This is a genomic window from Streptomyces sp. NPDC029139, assembly GCF_055564335.1.
This window is the reverse complement of sequence record NZ_JBVHWN010000010.1, coordinates 26,003-42,811: the sequence shown is the minus strand read 5'-3', so window position 1 is coordinate 42,811 and position 16,809 is coordinate 26,003. Positions and strand designations below refer to the sequence as shown.

Sequence of the window (16,809 nt, the reverse complement as noted above, 5' to 3'; positions counted from 1 at the left end):
GAATGCGGGCGTCGGGCGTCCCGCTCAGACGGAGCGACAGAGCATGGCGGCGACGCGGCACAGGTCTACTGCCCGCCGCTTCGTGAGTTCCGCCTGTCGCTTCATGCCCACGATCGTAGGGACGGACAGGCGGCCGTGTCACCGGTGTGTCGTATTTTGAGACGCGATCGTCCGAGATGTGGGATGCGATCACCCGGGAAGGGGCTCGTACCCCGCTCCCGGCCGTGGTGGCGTGGTGCTGCTTCTACGCCTCGGACAGGGCCGTCTCACCATGTGGCCGGAGGGTGCGGGAGGGCCTCGCCCCGCTCGTCGGCTCAGCCCGTCAGGGCGATGTTCTTGCCGCTCACGGTGATGGCCACGCCGTCCTCGCGGGCCTCCACCTTCTCCAGCTTCATCCCGGCGGGCAGTCCGCCGATCTGCCGGTCGAAGTCCGTGCGCTGCCGCACCAGGCCCTCCAGGCCGGGAATGCCCTCACCGGGCACCCGGTCGGCCCGCACCCGGATCGTGTTCCCGTCGATCAGCGTCACCGTCGAGACGACGCTGCGAGTGACCGTACGGCCCAGGATCTCGACCCCGCCGGTGACCTTCACCTTGCCGTTGCCGCCGTACGCGACCTTCACCTCACGCTCCGAGGCCGCGGCGAGGTCCTCGTACGAGATCAGCGCCGTCCCGCTGACGGTGCCCGCGCGGGCGCTCGTGCGGTCCTCGTTCAGCGTCACGTCGTGGAGCGTCGCGGTCAGCTCGCCGATCCGGATCTTCCGGCCGCCGGCCGTGGCCTCGACGCCGGTCAGCACCACGTCGACCTCGTCGAACCGCTGGTCCATGAGCTGGGTCAGGAAGGGGAAGCCCTTGATGTCGACGTCCGTCGAGGCCGCCCGGGCGGGACCGAGCCGCACCCGGTCGGCGGCCTCCGATTCCGCGTACGAGGCGGCGAGCCGGTCCAGACCGACGAGTATCCCGCCGAGCAGTACGGCCACGATCAGCAGTACGCGCAGTGCTCGCATGGCCTGTCCGCCCCCAAGAAAGTCTCCGGCCCCCGACACGAAGATCGACGTGTCGGGGGCCCGGATGGTTCCCGCGGGCGAACCGGGACCCTTACGCCAGCGCGCGGCCCAGCAGGTAGACGGCGGGCGCGGCGACGGTCAGCGGAAGGGCGACCCCGGCGGTCATGTGGACGAAGCGCGAGGGGTAGTCGTAGCTGGCGGCCCGCAGTCCGACCAGGGCGCACACCCCGGCGCCCAGGCCCAGCAGTGCCCCGGAGGTGCCGAGGTCGGTGAACCCGCCGGCCGCGATGCCGGCGCCCGCGGCGGCGAGGAGTGCCACGACGACGGAGGCCGGGCCCGGCAGCGGGAGCGCCCGGGCGAGGACGGCGGCGGCGACGGCGACCCCGCCGACGACCACGGCGTCCGGCGCGGCACCGAGGTGTCCGGTGGCCACGACGGTCAGCGCCGCGGAGGCGACGGTCGCCATCAGGCCGTACATGCGCTCGTCCGGGTCGGCGTGGCTGCGCAGCTGGAGGACGAGCGTGAGGAGCACCCAGACGCCGAGGGTGCCCATGATGGCGGCGGGGGCGTGCTCGCGGCCCACGGCCAGCAGGACGGCGTCGGCGGTCAGGCCGCCCGCGAAGGCGAGCGCGATGCCCTGCCGGGCCGGCCACATGCCGTTGAGACGGAACCAGCCGGCGGCGGTGACCGCCTGGAGCAGGACGAGCGGCACCAGCAGCCCGTACGGGCCGACGGCCGCGCCGGCGGCGAGCAGGACGCCGAGGACCGCGGTGAGGGCGGCCGGCTGCATCCCCGGCTCGATGACCGGCGAGCGCCCCTCGGCCCGGGCGCGCTGGGCGTCGGTGACCCGGGTGTTGCCGGCCGTGGTGGGCGCGGAGTACGCGGACGCGGCGACCGGCTCCTCAGGGGCGACGGGCGTCTCGGGCGGCAGCGGGTACGCCGGCTGGGGCGGCAGGTAGGCGGTGTCGTACGCCACCGGCGGCGGGGCGGGCTCCGACCGGTCCGCGGGACGGCCCGGCTGGACCACGGGCTGGTACTGGGTGTCCCAGGTCTGCCCCTCCCACGTCTGGGTGACGTTGGGGTCCTGGTGCGGGTACCCGTACTGCCGCTGCCCGGCGTACGGGTCGTGGCCCGGATCGTACGGCTGCTGCTGATCGCTGCTCATGCTGTGCGGTTCACCCTCCTGCGAACGGTGGGAGCACCTCGACCGTGCCGCCCTCGGCAAGCCGTACCGTCTCATGCGCGCGGGTCCCGACGGGGTCACCGTCGATGAGGAACGAACACCGCTGGAGTACGCGGACCAGCTCGCCCGGGTGCTTCTCGCGGGCCGTCTCCAGCGCCTCGGCCAGGGTCTCGGCGGTGTACGGCTCCTCGGCGACACCGGCGGCGGCCTTGGCCGCGGCCCAGTAGCGGATGGTTCCCGCTGCCATAGCGGCACTCCCTTCGTTCGTGTGCGCGCCGCTGTCCATCATGAGCTATCGGCGCGTGAGCCAGTCCCCCAGCCGGGCGAGCAGCTCGTCGCCCGCCGCGTTCTCGGCGTGGCCCATGCCGCGCTCCATCCACAGCTCGCAGTCGCCCGCCGCCGCCAGCATGCGCGGATGGTCGACGGGGAAGTACGGGTCGCGGTCGCCGTGCACGATCAGCAGCGGGGTCGGCGCGATCAGCGGAACCGCCTCCACGGGGGACAGCGGTACGGGATCCCAGTCCTGGTCGTGGATCCGCGTCCGGAGCCCGTAGCGGCCGACCAGCCGGCCCATCGGGCGGGTGATCACCCAGTGGACGCGCCGCATCGACGGCGTCCCCCGGTAGTACCAACGGGCCGGCGCGCTGACCGCGGCGACGGCGTCGGTGTGTCCGTCGGTGTCCCGGGCCAGGGCCGCGTGGCGCAGGACGACCGAGCCGCCCATGGAGAAGCCGACGGTCACCACGCGCGCGTGGCCCAGCTTCCGGGCCCAGCGCACCGCGGCCGTGAGATCCAGGACCTCCCGGTCGCCCACCGTGGAACGGCCACCGGACCGGCCGTGGCCGCGGAAGGAGAAGGTGACGACGGCCGCGTGCCCGGCCAATGTCCCGGCCGCCCGGCGGACGGCGGGCCGGTCCGCCGAGCCGGTGAAGCCGTGGGCGAGGACGATGGCCGTGTCGGTGGCGCCCGCCGTACAGGGTTCGTAAACAGCGTCGATACGCACACCGTCATCTGTCCGCAAAGTGGCACGCTGGGATCGGAAAGTGAGCGAGGAGACATCCACGATGTGAAATCGACCCTCTGCCTCGGAAGTCATGTGGGCTATTCTCCTTGGCAGAGGATCCGGGCGACGCAGCCCCCGGGTCCTTTTGCGTTTTCCGACCGTTGTTACGGGCGGATGAACAAAAGCTCTCAGGGCGCGAGAGCCAGCAGTGATGCGTACGAAGCAGTGCCGTAGTCCTCGCAGGGACCGAGGAGGAACCGACGTCATGGACGAGCGAACGAAGCACGACCGACCGACGACTCAGGCAGGTGGGGAGCGATGAGCTCACTGCTGCTCCTGACCAACGCCCTCCAGCCGTCGACCGAGGTGCTTCCCGCACTCGGCCTGCTGCTGCACAACGTGCGGGTGGCCCCCGCCGAGGGCCCGGCCCTCGTGGACACCCCCGGCGCCGACGTCATCCTGGTCGACGGCCGCCGCGACCTTCCGCAGGTGCGCAGCCTCTGTCAGCTGCTCCGCTCCACCGGGCCGGGCTGTCCGCTGATCCTCGTCGTCACGGAGGGCGGCCTCGCGGCCGTCACCGCCGACTGGGGCATCGACGACGTCCTCCTCGACACCGCGGGTCCGGCCGAGGTCGAGGCCCGGCTGCGACTCGCGATGGGCCGCCAGCAGATCGTCTCCGACGACTCCCCGATGGAGATCCGCAACGGCGACCTCTCCGTGGACGAGGCGACCTACAGCGCCAAGCTCAAGGGCCGGGTCCTGGACCTGACCTTCAAGGAGTTCGAGCTCCTGAAGTACCTCGCGCAGCACCCGGGCCGGGTCTTCACCCGCGCCCAGCTCCTGCAGGAGGTATGGGGGTACGACTACTTCGGCGGCACCCGTACGGTGGACGTCCACGTACGGCGTCTGCGGGCCAAACTCGGCCCCGAGCACGAGTCCCTGATCGGCACCGTCCGCAACGTCGGCTACCGCTTCGTCACCCCGGAGAAGGTCGAGCGGGCCGCCGAGGAGGCGCGCGCCAAGGAGGGGTCCCGCACCTCCCGGGTCAAGGAGGCGGACCGGGAAGTCACCCCCGCGGGGGACACGAACGTGGCGGAAGCCACAGTCCGACCTGCCGGTAGGTAGGTCACCCCGCGTAGACTGCCGCGCGTGGCCAAGGTGACGCGGGACGACGTAGCGCGACTGGCGGGTACTTCGACCGCTGTGGTGAGTTACGTCATCAACAACGGACCCCGGCCGGTCGCCCCGGCCACGCGCGAGCGTGTCCTCGCCGCCATCAAGGAGCTGGGCTACCGGCCCGACCGGGTGGCCCAGGCGATGGCGTCGCGGCGTACGGACCTCATAGGCATGATCGTCCCGGACGCGCGCCAGCCCTTCTTCGCGGAGATGGCGCACGCCGTCGAACAGGCCGCCGCCGAGCGCGGGAAGATGGTCCTGGTCGGCAATTCGGACTACCGCGACGAGCGCGAGGTCCACTATCTCCGTGCCTTCCTCGGCATGCGGGTCTCCGGACTGATCCTGGTCAGCCAGGGCATGAGCGAGCGGGCCGCGAGCGAGATCGAGGCCTGGGACGCCCGGGTGGTGCTGCTGCACGAGCGGCCCGAGGCACTGGACGACGTCGCCGTCGTCACCGACGACATCGGCGGCGCCCAGCTCGCCACCCGGCACCTCCTGGAACACGGGCACCCGTACGTGGCGTGCCTCGGCGGCGTGCCGAACACCCCGGCGGTCGGCGACCCGGTCGCGGACCACGAGGAGGGCTGGCGCCGCGCGATGCTGGAGGCGGGCATCCCGATCGAGGGCCGGCTGTTCCAGGCCCCGTACAACCGCTACGACGCCTATCAGATCGCCCTGAAGATCCTCTCCGGCCCCGACAGACCGCCGGCCATCTTCTGCTCCACCGACGACCAGGCCTTCGGCGTGCTGCGCGCGGCGCGCGAGCTGCGCATCGACGTGCCGACCGAGCTGGCGGTGGCGGGCTTCGACGACGTGAAGGAGGCGGCCCTCACGGACCCTCCGCTCACGACGATCTCCTCGGACCGGCCCGCGATGGCCCGGGCGGCGGTGGACCTCGTCCTCGACGACTCGCTGCGGGTGGCGGGGTCGAAGCGCGAGCGGGTCAAGCAGTTCCCCTCGGCCCTGATCGTCCGTCGCTCCTGCGGCTGCCAGGGCTGACCTCCCCACTGCCCCCGGGAGACCTTCCCGACGGCCCTTTATATGGGGCATACGGGGTTCTGTCGGGCTTCTCAGGTCGTCCTCAGGGAGCTCTCATGTACGGCTCCCAGAGTCGTACCCATGACGGACCACCCTCAGCAGCCGCACTTCCCGCCCCGGCCGCCGTACGACCCGACGCAGCCGGTCACCACGGAGCCGGGCACCACGATCTGGCCCTCCGGCGGGCACGTACCCCCCGCCGTCACTCCCCCGCCCGCGCCCGCCGCTCCCTCCCCTCCTCCCCACCGGCGCGCCAAGCGGGGCGTCGGGCTGATGGCGGCGGTGGCGATCGCCGCAGCGGCCGTCGGCGGGGGCACCGCGACCCTGGTCCAGCAGCTCACCGCGGACGGCACGACGGGCGCCTCCGGCGTGAACGGGACGACCGTCTCCGCGAGCAGCAAGGGCACGGTCGCCGGCGTCGCCGAGGCCGTCTCCCCGTCCATCGTGGAGATCTCCGCGAGCTCGGCGTCCGGCAAGTCCACCGGCTCCGGCGTGATCATCACCGGCGACGGCGAGGTCGTCACCAACAACCACGTGATCTCCGGGGCCACCTCGATCGGGGTGCGGCTGTCGGACGGGAAGACGTACGAGGCGAAGGTCGTCGGCACGAACCCGGACAAGGACCTCGCGCTGATCAGGCTGGAGGGCGCGTCCGGGCTGAAGGCCGCCACGCTCGGGAACTCCGACGGCGTCAAGGTCGGGGACCAGGTCGTCGCGATCGGCTCCCCCGAGGGCCTGACCGGCACGGTCACCAGCGGCATCGTCTCCGCGCTCGACCGCGATGTGACCGTGGCCAAGGACGACGGCCAGGACCAGCGGCAGCAGTACGACCCGCGCCAGGGCTGGCCCTTCGAATTCGGCGGACAGCAGTTCAACGGCGACACCGGCTCGTCGAAGACCACGTACAAGGCGATCCAGACGGACGCCTCGCTCAACCCGGGGAATTCCGGTGGCGCGCTGATCAATATGGACGGCGAGATCATCGGGATCAATTCGGCCATGTACGCGCCGAGTGCGTCGAACGGATCTTCGGCCGGCAGCGTGGGCCTGGGATTCGCCATCCCCGTCAACACCCTCAAGGCAGATCTGGACGACCTGCGGTCCGGTGACGGCAACTGAACCCGTGCGAGGCTGAGCCCATGACTGGCCCGGTGAACGAAGGCGACCGCATCCTCATCGTCGACGACGAGCCCGCCGTGCGGGAGGCGCTGCGGCGCAGCCTCGCCTTCGAGGGGTACGGGACCGAGGAGGCCGTCGACGGTGTCGACGCCCTCGCCCGGATGGAGTCGTACGCCCCCGATCTCGTCGTCCTCGACATCCAGATGCCGCGCATGGACGGGCTGACGGCGGCCCGCCGCATCCGGGCCTCCGGCTCCACGGTGCCGATCCTCATGCTGACGGCGCGGGACACGGTCGGCGACCGCGTGACGGGGCTCGACGCGGGCGCCGACGACTATCTGGTGAAGCCCTTCGAGCTGGACGAACTGTTCGCCCGGATCCGGGCCCTGCTGCGCCGCAGCTCGTACGCTTCCCCGGCCGTGCGGGCGTCCGAGGGCGACGTGCTGAGCTTCGGCGATCTGCGGATGGACCTGGCGACCCGCGAGGTGACGCGGGCCGGGCGCCCGGTGGAGCTGACGCGGACGGAGTTCACGCTCCTGGAGATGTTCCTGGCGCACCCGCGCCAGGTGCTGACGCGGGAGCAGATCCTGAAGGCGGTGTGGGGCTTCGACTTCGAGCCGAGCTCGAACTCGCTGGACGTGTACGTGATGTATCTGCGCCGCAAGACGGAGGCGGGCGGCGAGCCGCGCCTGGTGCACACGGTGCGGGGCGTGGGGTACGTCCTGCGCGGCGGGGGCCCGGAGTGAGCGGACCCGTGACGTGGTTCCGGTCGCGGCCGCTGCGCTCCCGGCTCGCCCTGCTGACCGCGCTCGCGGTCGCGGTGGCGGTGGCCGCCGTCTCGCTGGCGTGCTGGTTCGTGACGCGGGCGCAGCTGGAGGCGGAGCTGGACTCGTCGCTGCGGAACACCCAGCTCACGGAGGACGACAAGCGCTGGCTGCTGGCGTCCTGCGCCCCGGGCACCGAGAACCGCCTGCCGGCCGGGCCCTCGCAGACCCTGCAGATCGTGACGGCCACGGGTGAACTGTGCTCGTTCGGCGCCTCGCCGATTCCCGCCCAGGCCGCCGATCTCGCGGTCGCGCGGGCGGAGCGGCCGCACGCCCTGCACACCACGAAGGCCGAGAACGGCACGGAGATGCGGGTCTACTCCTCGCCCGCGACGATCGCCGGCCGGCCGGTGGCGCTGTCGGTCGCCCGCCCGCTGTACGAGATCGACAACTCGATGTCCACGCTGGGCTGGGTGCTGCTGCTGGTCTCCGGGATCGGTGTCGTCGGCGCCGGTGCGGCCGGGCTGTGGGTGGCGCGGACCGGTCTCGAGCCGGTGAACCGGCTGACGGGCGCGGTCGAGCACGTGGCCGCGACCGAGGACCTGACGGTGCGCATCCCGGTGGAGGGCGAGGACGAGATCGCCCGGCTCTCGCGCTCCTTCAACGCGATGACGGCCGCCCTCGCCACCTCCCGGGACCTTCAGGCCCAGCTGATCGCGGACGCCGGGCACGAGCTGCGAACGCCGCTGACCTCCTTGCGTACCAACGTCGAACTGCTCGTCCGCAGCGAGGAGACGGGCCGCGCTCTGCCGCCCGAGGACCGGCGGGCCCTGCTGGCCTCGGTGAAGGCGCAGATGACGGAGCTGGCCGCGCTCATCGGCGACCTGCAGGAACTGGCCCGCCCGGACGCGGCCCAGCCGGGCCCGCTGGAGGTCGTACCGCTCCACACGATCCTGCGCGCGGCCCTCGACCGGGCGCGGCTGCGCGGCCCCGAACTGACCTTCGTGACGGATCTGGCGCCCTGGTACGTCCGGACGGAGCCGGCGGGCCTCGAGCGTGCCCTGGTGAACGTCCTGGACAACGCGGTGAAGTTCTCGCCGCCGGGCGGCACGGTCGAGGTGACCCTGATGCGGGGCGAGCTGACGGTCCGCGACCACGGCCCGGGCATCGCTCCCGACGAACTCCCCCACGTCTTCGACCGTTTCTGGCGCTCACCGTCGGCGCGCAGCCTCCCCGGCTCGGGCCTGGGCCTCTCGATCGTGGCCCGCACGGTGCAGCAGGCGGGCGGCACGGTGACCCTGACGGCTCCGGAGGACGGCGGCACGGCCGCGGTCATCCGCCTGCCGGGCGCGCCGACGCCACCTCCGTCAGTTGTGGCGGATGAGGGACTCGACCAGTCCTGAGCGGGTGTTCGGGTAGTCCAGGGGGACGATGCCGAGGCCCTTCCAGCCGCTCGCCGTGGAGTCGAGGAATCCGTGGACGCGCGGGTTGAGGTTGTCGGAGTTCCAGCGCGGGGGCAGTGAGGCCGACGTGCTGACGAAGTTGATGTACAGCTTGCCGGGCTGTTCGACGGCCGTGCGGAAGTGGGCCTCGATCTTGGGGTACTTGGCGTACGGCAGGGCGTTCCAGTCGTCCTGGAGCGCGATGGCACCGCCGTCCCACCACTTGAGGCCGGGCAGTCCGCCGTTGTCGGCGATGAGGACGACCTTGCCGCGGGCCTCGCCGAGGGTGGGGAGCGTGGCGCCGATGCGGAAGAGGGAGCGCCAGCCGCGGTTGTCGAGGTAGTCGGTGAAGATCGCGCCGAAGGTCGCGTCGGAGTCCGACGAGTACTCCTGCTTGACCCGCATGAGGACGGCCTCGGAGGGGTGCGCGGCCAGGAAGTCGCGGCAGGCGAGGAGCACGTCGCCGAACATCATGTTCTGGTACGAGGCGCCGTGGTGGATGGCGAAGGAGCCGCCGGTGACCCGGCAGCGGATGTCGAGGAACCGGATTCCGGAGGCGAGCTGCTGCGCGATGGTGGTGTTCTGGCACTCCGACCAGAGACCGCCGAAGCGTGCGCCGGAGTCGTGGGTGCCGGGGATGGTGAGCCGCTGGAGCGGGGTGGCGTCGCCGTGGCCGGCCATCCAGTCCTGGGTCGTGAGCGCCCGCGCGGGCGGAGCTCCGGCCAGGAGGACGGCGCCTGCCGCCGCGGCGCCCGCGAGAAAGCTTCGTCGGTCCATGCGCGGAGTATGACGCGTACGCGTCAAGGAGCGCCAGAGTCGCGCGTACGGGGAAGCCCCGCGGACGCGGAAGGGGCGGCGGACCGGTCGCTCCGGCCGCCGCCCCTCCTCCGCTCAGGGCGCTACGTCAGGTTCACTTGACGATGGCGATCCGGCCCAGCGCCGGCGGCGCCAGCGGGGCGCTCGCCGAGGAGTGGGCGCCCAGGTAGGCGACGAGAACATCCAGGTCGGAGGCGCCGACCAGCTTGTTCTTGTGCTCCTTCAGCACGGGGAAGCCGTCGCTGCCGGCCGCCAGGAACTCGTTCATCGCGACCCGGTAGGTCTTCGCCGGGTCGATCGCCTCGCCGTTCAGCCTCACCGAGTCGACCACGATCCGGTCCGCGCCGGTCTTGGTCAGGTCCAGGGTGTACGTGAAGCCCTTGGAGACCTGCAGGTACTTCGGGGCGGCCTGGTTCGCGCCGCTGACCTGCTGCTGGAGCGTGGTGATCAGCTGAGCACCGGTCAGGTCGACCGCCGTCATCATGTTGGTGAACGGCTGGACGGCGTACGCCTCGGCGTAGGTCACCACGCCGTCGCCCTCGCCACCGGACTGCGCGTGGACCAGCGGCATCCGGACGCCGCCCGGGTTCATCAGCGCGAGCTGCGCGCCGCCCTTGTCGGCCGGGGCCATGGCCTCCAGCTGCGCGTCGGCGATCAGGTAGCCGGCCGGCTTCTCGATGCCGGCGAGCGGGTTCTTGGGGTCGGGCAGCGGGTTCTCGATGTCGGCCGAGATGTGACCCACCGCGCGGTTCGCGACCGGCGCGGCCAGCGTCTTGTAGCGGCCGATCAGGTCGGTCATGTCCTTCGCCGGGGTCACGTCACGGGTGACGACGTGGTTCGCGGAGGCGACGGCGGTGCGGACGATGTCCTTCGAACGACGGTCGTACGTCAGCGTCGTGTCGGTGTAGAGCCGGCCGAAGGAGGCCGCCGAGGTGACCGTGCGCGGCTTGCCGGACGGGTCCGGGATGCTGCACGCGTACGCCTGGTGGGTGTGGCCGGTGACCAGGGCGTCGACCTGCGGGGTGACGTTCTTGGCGATGTCCACGATCGGGCCGGAGATGCCGGCGCCCGCGCCCGGGGTGTCGCAGTCGTAGTTGTACGCGCCGGAGGCCGGCGCGCCGCCCTCATGCAGCAGGGCCACGATCGACTTCACGCCCTTGCGCTCCAGCACCTTGGCGTACTTGTTGATCGTCTCGACCTCGTCGCCGAACTTCAGGCCCTTGATGCCGTCGGCGTTCACGATGTCGGCCGTGCCCTCCAGGGTCACGCCGATGAAGCCGATCTTGACGCCGTCGCGCTCCCACACGAAGTACGGGTCGAGCATCGGCCGGCCGGTCTTCTCGTCCGCCACGTTGGCCGCGAGGTACGGGAAGTCGGCGCCCTCGAAGCTCCGGCCCTCCTCGTAGCAGCCCTCGGTCGGGTGGCAGCCGCCGTTCTGGATCCGGGCGAGCTCGCGCGCGCCCTCGTCGAACTCGTGGTTGCCCACCGAGCTCACGTCGAGCTTCAGCTTGTTCAGCGCCTCGATCGTCGGCTCGTCGTGGAACAGCCCGGAGATCAGCGGCGAGGCGCCGATCATGTCGCCCGCGGCGGCGGTGACGGAGTACCGGTGGCCCTCGCGCGCCTGCCGCAGGTGCGTGGCGAGGTACTCGACGCCGCCGACGCCCTCGATGGTCTTGGTGGTGCCGTCCTCGTTGAGGTGGGTGAGGCGGGCCGACGAGCCGGTCGGCGGCTCCAGGTTGCCGTGGAGGTCGTTGAAGGAGAGCAGCTGGACGTCGACGTACCGTCCGTGGGCACCGCCCGGCCGGTCCTTGGTGCCCGACGCGCCCGCGGGCAGCGCGGCGACGAGCGCGCCGGCCGTGGCGAGCCCCGCGCCCACGGCGAGTATCCGCCGTGCCGTCCTCTTCTTCTTCGGTGTTGCTGACATCGCTCCCCTTGCCCCTCGCCCCTTTTGCGGCGTTGCTCGACTCCTGGTGTGCCAGCGCAGCCTAGAGTCAACGCGCGTAGCGCAACAGGGGGTACCGGGTTACAAGTCAGTTGATTCCGTAGGCTCGGAGCATGACTCCTGACCCGACACCGGCCCTTGAACCCGGACGGCAGATCCTCACCGTCGACGAACTCTCGCCCGAACAGGTCCAGGACGTCCTCGACCTGCTGGAAGCCGCCGACCGCGCCGACGGGCTGCACGCCGTGTCCGAGCAGGGGCGGCTGTACCTGCGGCACGGCAGGCGCGAGGGCGTACGGCACTTCCTGCTCACCGTCGGATCGCACCTCTACGGCTACGCCCAGCTGGAGGACACCGACCCGGTGGAGGCGCCGGCCGCCGAGCTGGTGGTACACCCCTCGCACCGCGGCCGCGGTCACGGGCGGGCGCTCGGGGCGGCGCTGCTCGCGGCCTCGGGCAAGCGGCTGCGGGTGTGGGCGCACGGCGGCAAGTCGGCGGCCCGGCACCTGGCGCAGGTGCTCGGCCTGACCCTGTTCCGCGAACTGCGCCAGCTGCGGCGCTCGTTGGTGCCGCTCGACATCCCCGAGCCCGTTCTGCCCGAGGGCGTCACCGTCCGCACGTTCGTGCCCGGTCAGGACGACGCGGCCTGGCTCGCGGTGAACGCGGCCGCCTTCGCCCACCACCCCGAGCAGGGCTCGCTCACCCAGCGGGACCTGGACGACCGTGTGTCCGAGCCGTGGTTCGACCCGAAGGGCTTCTTCCTCGCGGAGAAGGACGGGCGGCTGATCGGCTTCCACTGGACGAAGGTGCACGCCGAGGAGCAGCTCGGCGAGGTGTACGTCGTCGGAATCCTGCCGGAGGCCCAGGGCGGCGGCCTCGGCAAGGCGCTGACCGCGATCGGCCTGCGGCACCTCGCGGCGCAGGCGGTGCCGACGGCGATGCTCTACGTGGACGCGGACAACACGGCGGCCGTGACGGTGTACGAGCGGCTCGGCTTCGTCACGCACGAGGTGGATCTGATGTATCGCACGGAGTCCTGAACCGGGCTTCCCGAGGGGGTGGTTGGCTCATGACGGACATGGGCCCGCTCACCGGAGACGGGACGGCGCGTCACGGAACGGTCCTGCCACCACCCGTCCGAGCGCGCGGCCTGTCTCGCCGAGAAGGGCATCACCGGCCGGTACGTCGACCACCACCCCGAAACGCACCTCCGGCCGACGCGGCTCATCGAGACCGGCATCGTCCTCGCCCTCGCCGCGCTCGCCCTCCTGGCCGCGTGCCGGGTCCTGCGCCCGGCACCCGTAACGTAGGAATCGAGCCGTCGAGAACCGGTCGGCGGGGCCTTCAGGGGCCCCGCCCCCGATTCCCGCACGACATGTCGTCGTTACCGGCCATTCAGACACGCTTGCGACGCTCACGCAATGAAGCCCGCCGTGCCTCCTCTCGCCAAGGGGCTCCCCAAAGGGAGACTTCCCTCGCCCACGGCCCGCTCCGACGCGCCTGACCACCCGTTCGCGCGGAAGAATGGGGCCATGAGCCAGCAGCCTGCCGAGGTCCCGGTCCAGTCCTCCGCCAAGCCGTCCGCGAAGCCGTCCGCGCAGCCGTCCGCGAAGAACGCCAAGTCGTCCGCGAAGGCGTCCGCCAAGCCGTCCGCGAAGAGTGCCCAGAACGGTGAGCCGACCGCCCAGCCCTCCGTCGGATCGATAGCGGCGCACCGCCCCCACACCGTCCAGACCGGGCCGGCGTCGGACCTCGAGCCCGACCTGGACGCCGACCCCGACGCGTACGAGGACGACGACGCCGCCGGCGAGCTCCCCCAGGGCCGCTTCCTCGACCGCGAGCGCAGCTGGCTCGCGTTCAACGAACGGGTCCTCGAACTGGCCGAGGACCCCACCACGCCCCTCCTCGAACGAGCGAATTTCCTCGCGATCTTCGCCTCGAACCTCGACGAGTTCTTCATGGTGCGCGTCGCCGGCCTCAAGCGCCGGATCGCCACCGGCGTCGCCACGCGCTCCGCCTCCGGGCTGCAGCCCCGCGAGGTGCTCGACCTGATCTGGACCCGCTCGCGCGAGCTCATGGCCCGGCACGCCGCCTGCTACCAGCAGGACGTCGCCCCGGCCCTCGCCGAGGAGGGCATCCACCTGATCCGCTGGCCGGAGCTGACCGAGAAGGAGCAGGCGCGGCTCTTCACCCTCTTCCGCCAGCAGATCTTCCCGGTGCTCACGCCGCTGGCCGTCGACCCCGCCCACCCCTTCCCGTACATCTCCGGCCTGTCCCTGAACCTCGCCGTGGTCGTGCGCAACCCGGTCAGCGGTCACCGCCACTTCGCCCGGGTCAAGGTGCCCCCGCTGCTCTCCCGCTTCCTGGAGGCGTCCCCGCAGCGGTACGTCCCGCTGGAGGACGTCATCGCGGCGCACCTGGAGGAGCTCTTCCCCGGCATGGAGGTGCTGGCCCACCACATGTTCCGGGTGACCCGGAACGAGGACCTGGAGGTCGAGGAGGACGACACCGAGAACCTCCTCCAGGCCCTGGAGAAGGAGCTGCTGCGCCGCCGCTTCGGGCCGCCGGTCCGCCTGGAGGTCGAGGAGTCCATCGACCCGTACGTCCTCGACCTGCTCGTCCGCGAGCTGAAGGTCTCCGACGCCGAGGTCTACCCGCTGCCCGGCCTGCTCGACCTCACCGGCCTCTTCGGGATCGCCTCCCTGGACCGGCCCGAGCTGAAGTACCCCAAGTTCGTCGCCGGCACCCACCGGGACCTCGCCGAGGTCGAGTCGGCCTCCGCGCCCGACATCTTCATGGCGCTGCGCGAGCGGGACGTGCTGCTGCACCACCCGTACGACTCCTTCTCCACCTCCGTCCAGGCGTTCCTGGAGCAGGCGGCCGCCGACCCGGACGTCCTCGCCATCAAGCAGACGCTGTACCGGACCTCCGGCAAGTCCCCCATAGTCGACGCCCTGATCGACGCCGCCGAGAGCGGCAAGCAGGTCCTCGTCCTCGTGGAGATCAAGGCCCGCTTCGACGAGCAGGCCAACATCAAGTGGGCGCGCAAGCTGGAGGAGGCCGGCTGCCACGTCGTCTACGGCCTCGTCGGCCTGAAGACCCACTGCAAGCTGTCGCTCGTCGTCCGGCAGGAGGGCGAGGTGCTGCGCCGGTACTCGCACGTCGGCACCGGCAACTACCACCCCAAGACGGCCCGGCTCTACGAGGACCTCGGGCTGCTCACCGCCGACCCGCAGGTCGGCGCGGACCTCTCCGACCTGTTCAACCGGCTCTCCGGCTACTCGCGCCGCGAGACCTACCGCCGGCTGCTCACCGCGCCCAAGTCCCTCCGGGACGGACTCGTCTCCCGCATCCACAAGGAGATCGCCCACCACCAGGCGGGCCGGCCGGCGTACGTCCGGATCAAGGTCAACTCGATGGTCGACGAGGCCGTCATCGACGCCTGCTACCGGGCCTCCCAGGCGGGCGTGCCGGTCGACATCTGGGTGCGCGGCATCTGCGCGATCCGCCCCGGGGTCACCGGCCTCTCCGAGAACGTCCGGGTCCGCTCGATCCTCGGCCGGTTCCTCGAGCACTCGCGGATCTTCGCCTTCGGCAACGGCGGCGAGCCCGAGGTCTGGTTCGGCAGCGCCGACATGATGCACCGGAACCTGGACCGGCGCATAGAGGCACTGGTGCGGGTCTCCGACCCGGCCCACCGGGCGTCCCTGACCCGGCTCCTGGAGACCGGAATGTCCGACACCACCTCCTCCTGGCACCTCGGCCCGGACGGGAACTGGACGCGGCACGCGACCGACCCGGAGGGCCAGCCGCTGCGGCACGTCCAGGAGATGCTCATCGACGCGCGGAGGCGCCGGCGTGCACAACCCTGACCACCTCTCCCTCTCCCGGAGCCTCTCCACGGGCGTCACGGCGGGGGAGCTCCTCTCCCCCTACCTCCAGGCGCGCGCCGGAGACTTCCTGCGCGCCCTGCGCCTGCACACCGAGAGCGGCTCGGACACGGCGGGCTCGGAGGAGGCCGCCCGGTCGCTCCGGGCCGCCGCCCGCCGGATCAGCGGCACCCTGCACACCTTCCGGCCACTCCTCGACGGCGCCTGGGCGGACCAGCTGCGCGCGGAACTCGCCTGGCTGTCGGGAACGCTCGCGCTGGAACACGCCTGCACCTCCCGGCTCGTCCGGCTGGTGGACGCGCTGTCCCGGCTGTCGAGCGGCAGCGGGCCCGTCCCGGCGGCGCGGGGCACGGACGGCGGACAGGGGCTGACGGTCGGCGCCGCCCGCGCCGGCGCCCTCCTCGACCGCCAGCTCACCCTCGCCCGTACGCGCGCCCACTCGGCCGCCCTCCAGGCGCTGGGCTCCTCCCGCTTCCACGCGGTCGCGGACGCCGTCGCGCTCCTCGCCTCCGACGTCCCCCTGGGCCCCGCGGCGGAGGCGCCGGCGACCGAGGTCCTCGGCGCACCGGCCGTCGTCGTCGAGCGCCGCCTCACGGAGGCCGTCGCCGGGCTGCCGCTGGCCCGCGCGGGCCACCCGTACAACGCGGACGCCCTCGCCCTCGCGGCCGGCGAGGCGCAGGACGCGCCCTGGCACCAGACCCGGCTCCTGCTGCGCCTCCACCGGTACGCCTGCGAGGTCCTGCACGGCACGGGCTCCTCCCCGATCCTCTTCGAGGCCGGCCGCGCCCTCGACCGCCACCGGGACGCCTCCGAGGCCGCCGCCGCGGCCGCCACGGCGGCCCGCACCCCCAGGATCGCCCCGGCGACCGCGTACGCCCTGGGTGTCCTCCACGCCGACCAGCGCCACGAGGTCGAGGCCGCCCGCTTCGCCTTCCAGCGCGCCTGGCGGCACACGACGGCGCCGGTCCCGTGATCCTCGCGGCCGGCTGTGTCCTGTGGCGCCCCGCCCGCTCCGGGCGGGGCATCGAGATCGCCCTGGTCCACCGTCCGAAATATGATGATTGGTCCCATCCGAAAGGAAAGCTGAAGCGCGGCGAGACCGCCGAGGCGTGCGCGGTCCGCGAGGTACGGGAGGAAACCGGCCAGTCCTGCGTCCTGGGCCCCCGTCTCCCCGCGGTCCGCTACCTGGCGAACGGCCGCCAGAAAGAGGTGACGTACTGGTCGGCCCGTGCGCTCGGGGGTACGTTCACCCCGACGGCGGAGGTCGACCGGGTGGACTGGCTCACCCCCGCGCAGGCCCGCGACCGCCTGACCCAGCCCCGGGACCGCGAACTCCTCGACCTGCTGGTGTCGGCCCCGTAGCCGCGGCCGGGCGCCGGGGGCCGGGCCAGGGCGCCCACCCCGCCGGCCGTCGCTGTCACTCGTCCGGCCT

General features: G+C 72.2%; 16 protein-coding genes. 9 read left to right on the top strand and 7 right to left on the bottom strand.

The window, feature by feature from the left end:
- Positions 1-24: 24 nt before the first annotated feature.
- The 5 genes from ACZ4VW_RS22025 to ACZ4VW_RS22005 form a co-directional block, all read right to left on the bottom strand.
- Positions 25-105: an Ms5788A family Cys-rich leader peptide gene (locus ACZ4VW_RS22025; protein WP_352021666.1), complete on the bottom strand. Its 81-nt coding sequence runs from the start codon at positions 103-105 to the stop codon at positions 25-27.
- 209 nt (positions 106-314) lie between these two features.
- Entirely contained in the window at positions 315-1,004 is a 690-nt protein-coding gene (locus ACZ4VW_RS22020; protein WP_467964907.1) for an LmeA family phospholipid-binding protein, read from the bottom strand.
- A gap of 91 nt (positions 1,005-1,095) precedes the next feature.
- Positions 1,096-2,169 (bottom strand): hypothetical protein, encoded by a 1,074-nt coding sequence (locus ACZ4VW_RS22015; protein ID WP_467964905.1) that lies wholly within the window; start codon positions 2,167-2,169, stop codon positions 1,096-1,098.
- A 10-nt stretch (positions 2,170-2,179) separates the two neighbouring features.
- On the bottom strand, positions 2,180-2,434 hold the full coding sequence (locus ACZ4VW_RS22010) for a MoaD/ThiS family protein (protein WP_355104314.1): 255 nt from the start codon (positions 2,432-2,434) through the stop codon (positions 2,180-2,182).
- Between the two features lie 45 nt (positions 2,435-2,479).
- Complete coding sequence (locus tag ACZ4VW_RS22005) at positions 2,480-3,283, bottom strand: alpha/beta hydrolase (RefSeq protein ID WP_467964903.1); 804 nt, start codon at positions 3,281-3,283, stop codon at positions 2,480-2,482.
- A gap of 225 nt (positions 3,284-3,508) precedes the next feature.
- Here ACZ4VW_RS22005 and ACZ4VW_RS22000 point away from each other — a divergent pair, with 225 nt between their 5' ends.
- The 5 genes from ACZ4VW_RS22000 to ACZ4VW_RS21980 all read left to right on the top strand — a co-directional run bounded on the left by ACZ4VW_RS22000 (position 3,509) and on the right by ACZ4VW_RS21980 (position 8,690).
- A complete protein-coding gene (locus ACZ4VW_RS22000; protein ID WP_467964901.1) occupies positions 3,509-4,315 on the top strand; it encodes a response regulator transcription factor in 807 nt (268 codons plus the stop codon).
- A gap of 24 nt (positions 4,316-4,339) precedes the next feature.
- A complete protein-coding gene (locus tag ACZ4VW_RS21995; protein WP_467964899.1) occupies positions 4,340-5,365 on the top strand; it encodes a LacI family DNA-binding transcriptional regulator in 1,026 nt (341 codons plus the stop codon).
- A gap of 120 nt (positions 5,366-5,485) precedes the next feature.
- Positions 5,486-6,523 carry a S1C family serine protease gene (locus ACZ4VW_RS21990; protein WP_467964897.1) on the top strand — a complete coding sequence of 346 codons (1,038 nt, stop codon included), beginning with the start codon at positions 5,486-5,488 and terminating at the stop codon, positions 6,521-6,523.
- A 20-nt stretch (positions 6,524-6,543) separates the two neighbouring features.
- Positions 6,544-7,269, top strand: a complete 726-nt coding sequence (locus tag ACZ4VW_RS21985; protein WP_467964894.1) for a response regulator transcription factor — start codon at positions 6,544-6,546, stop codon at positions 7,267-7,269.
- 8 nt (positions 7,270-7,277) lie between these two features.
- A complete protein-coding gene (locus tag ACZ4VW_RS21980) occupies positions 7,278-8,690 on the top strand; it encodes a HAMP domain-containing sensor histidine kinase (protein WP_467964892.1) in 1,413 nt (470 codons plus the stop codon).
- Here the strand turns inward: ACZ4VW_RS21980 and ACZ4VW_RS21975 are convergent.
- Both ACZ4VW_RS21975 and ACZ4VW_RS21970 read right to left on the bottom strand, forming a co-directional pair.
- Positions 8,655-9,506, bottom strand: a complete 852-nt coding sequence (locus ACZ4VW_RS21975) for a phosphatidylinositol-specific phospholipase C (protein WP_467964890.1) — start codon at positions 9,504-9,506, stop codon at positions 8,655-8,657. The two genes, ACZ4VW_RS21980 and ACZ4VW_RS21975, sit on opposite strands and share 36 nt — an antisense overlap.
- A gap of 133 nt (positions 9,507-9,639) precedes the next feature.
- The gene (locus tag ACZ4VW_RS21970) at positions 9,640-11,469 is read right to left on the bottom strand and encodes a bifunctional metallophosphatase/5'-nucleotidase (RefSeq protein WP_467964888.1); all 1,830 of its coding nucleotides are present in this window, start codon (positions 11,467-11,469) and stop codon (positions 9,640-9,642) included.
- 131 nt (positions 11,470-11,600) lie between these two features.
- Here ACZ4VW_RS21970 and mshD point away from each other — a divergent pair, with 131 nt between their 5' ends.
- The 4 genes from mshD (at position 11,601) to ACZ4VW_RS21950 (ending at position 16,739) form a co-directional block, all read left to right on the top strand.
- Positions 11,601-12,527: a mycothiol synthase gene (gene mshD, locus ACZ4VW_RS21965; RefSeq protein WP_467964885.1), complete on the top strand. Its 927-nt coding sequence runs from the start codon at positions 11,601-11,603 to the stop codon at positions 12,525-12,527.
- Between the two features lie 492 nt (positions 12,528-13,019).
- On the top strand, positions 13,020-15,359 hold the full coding sequence (locus ACZ4VW_RS21960; protein WP_467964884.1) for an RNA degradosome polyphosphate kinase: 2,340 nt from the start codon (positions 13,020-13,022) through the stop codon (positions 15,357-15,359).
- Positions 15,346-16,350 carry a CHAD domain-containing protein gene (locus tag ACZ4VW_RS21955; protein ID WP_467964882.1) on the top strand — a complete coding sequence of 335 codons (1,005 nt, stop codon included), beginning with the start codon at positions 15,346-15,348 and terminating at the stop codon, positions 16,348-16,350. Before ACZ4VW_RS21960 ends, ACZ4VW_RS21955 begins: the two co-directional genes overlap by 14 nt.
- Positions 16,347-16,739, top strand: coding sequence for an NUDIX hydrolase (locus tag ACZ4VW_RS21950; RefSeq protein WP_467964880.1), 393 nt, complete (start codon positions 16,347-16,349; stop codon positions 16,737-16,739). The genes ACZ4VW_RS21955 and ACZ4VW_RS21950 overlap by 4 nt, the downstream gene beginning before the upstream one ends.
- Positions 16,740-16,809: the final 70 nt, after the last annotated feature.